The sequence below is a fragment of the Streptomyces sp. NPDC093984 genome, assembly GCF_044764595.1.
Taxonomy (GTDB): Bacteria; Actinomycetota; Actinomycetes; order Streptomycetales; family Streptomycetaceae; genus Streptomyces; species Streptomyces cynarae.
In genome coordinates this window covers 1-1929 of record NZ_JBIWIM010000049.1, presented here as the reverse complement: position 1 = coordinate 1929, position 1929 = coordinate 1, and the positions used below count along the sequence as shown (strand labels likewise).

The following is a 1929-nucleotide window of genomic DNA, read 5'->3' as shown; positions in this document are numbered from 1 at the left end:
ACCGTGGCCATCTCATCAGGTGTCACACCACCACAACGACGCCAGCCGGCAAGCAGACACGCCACCCACAGACAAACCTGACCAAGCCCTACTAGTGCTGTGACCGGGAAGGTTCGCCGGGTTGCTCGTGTGCTGGTTGGTAATGCTTTCCCGGGGCAGTGGGGGGAGGCGGGATGGCGCAACCGGTCCGGGTTCGCGGGTTGACCGAGCAGGAGGGGCAGAAACTCCGACACATCGTCCGGCGAGGCAGTACCAGCTCGGTGCGGTTCCGGCGGGCGATGATGCTGCTGGCCTCGGCCGGCGGCAGCACGGTCCCGGTCATAGCACGTCTGGTCCAGGCGGACGAGGACACCGTCCGCGACGTGATTCACAAGTTCAACGAGATCGGGCTCGCATGCCTGGACCCTCGTTGGGCGGGAGGTCGTCCCCGCCTTCTCGATCGTGACGACGAGGACTTCGTCGTCCAGACGGCCACCACCCGCCCGACCGTGCTGGGCAAGCCCTTCTCTCGCTGGTCCATCCGCAAGCTCGCCGATCACCTGCGCAGGAACATCGCCCGGCCCGTCCGGATCGGCCGGGAGGCTCTGCGGTGCTTACTGGCCCGCCGCGGGATCTCTTTCCAGCGCACGAAGACCTGGAAGGAGTCCCCTGATGCGGACTTCGACGCCAAGCTGGCCCGGATTGAGTACGCGGTCAACGAGCGGCCGGACCGCACGTTCGCCTTCGACGAGTTCGGCCCGTTGGGCATCCGCCCCACCGCCGGTTCCTGCTGGGCAGAACAAGGCAGGCCAGACCGGCTGCCGGGACCTACCGCCGCACCCACGGCATCACCTACTTCCATGACTGCTATTCCGTCGGCGACGACCAGATGTGGGGGATCAATCGGCGCCGCAAGGGCATCGACCACACCTGGGCCGCGCTGCGGTCGATCCGCGCCGCCCGCCCGGACGGCGCCCCCATCTACGTGATCCTCGACAACCTGTCCGCCCACCTGAACCGGCGAATCCGCAGGTGGGCGACCCGGAACAAGGTCGAGCTGTGCTTCACCCCGACTTACGCGTCCTGGGCCAATCCCATCGAAGCCCACTTCGGACCATTGCGGCAGTTCACCCTGGCCAACTCGCACCATCCCAACCACACGGTCCAGACCCGAGCTCTGCACGCCTACCTGCGCTGGCGCAACCAGAACGCTCGCCACCCCGACGTCCTCGCAGCCCAACGACGCGAACGAGCCCGCATCCGCAGTGAGAAGGGTGTTCGCTGGGGAGGGCGTCGCACCGCGATGGCAGCCTGAACGACTACACCTGCTCTTGATACACCCTTATCTCGGTCGGCCTGAGTCTGCGGATCGTTGCCCAGGCCGCTCGCTCGGTCAGTCCTTGCACCCACTCTTCGAGATCGTCTCCGGCATCGTGGAAGAACCACGAGTCGAAGCTTCCCAGGGCCTCCAGCGCGGGCGCGAGGCCGTATCTGAGCTCGCAGTGGACCTGCACGTAATGGTCGTGATCACCGTCGTTGTCGGAGATCTCGAACTGCCGGGTGAGGTCCAGCGTGAACTCTCGAGAACCGCCGAACGCGTGGGTCCCGTACTGGAATAGAAGACCGTCAGCGTCGGGTGTGTCCGGGACGTCGAACAGTCGTCGGCCGAACCGGAGGAAGGCAAGCCAGCAGTCTTCCGTGACCAGCTCGTCAAGCGCTCGCTGCCCTGATCCCAGTTCGCCCTCAAGCAGTCCCGCGGCCTCGTCCATCGGCAGTCTCCGCGTCATGCCCGACCTCCTCACCCACCACAGCCTCACTCAGCGTACTGACCCCGGTGAACCTTCCCGGTCAGAGCACTAGTAGGACTCCGTTAGGTCTGTCTTGATCTTGGTGTGGTTCTGCTGGGCAGGGGTTGGTGGCAGGTGGTGCAGATGCCGGTCCAGCAGTTCA

General features: G+C 65.6%; 1 protein-coding gene and 1 pseudogene. One reads left to right on the top strand and one right to left on the bottom strand.

The window, feature by feature from the left end; all coding sequences use genetic code 11:
• Positions 1-173 precede the first annotated feature (173 nt).
• Positions 174-1294 (top strand): annotated as a pseudogene (locus tag ACIRC0_RS39655) (IS630 family transposase).
• Positions 1295-1298: 4 nt separating this feature from the next.
• Here ACIRC0_RS39655 and ACIRC0_RS39650 read toward each other — a convergent pair.
• Positions 1299-1766, bottom strand: coding sequence for a hypothetical protein (locus ACIRC0_RS39650; RefSeq protein ID WP_403627002.1), 468 nt, complete (start codon positions 1764-1766; stop codon positions 1299-1301).
• Between the last annotated feature and the right edge of the window lie 163 nt (positions 1767-1929).

Coding starts and splice junctions, on each gene's coding strand:
- ACIRC0_RS39650 (WP_403627002.1), bottom strand. CDS start 1,766: ATGACGCGGAGACTGCCGATGGACGAGGCCGCGGGACTGCTTGAGGGC.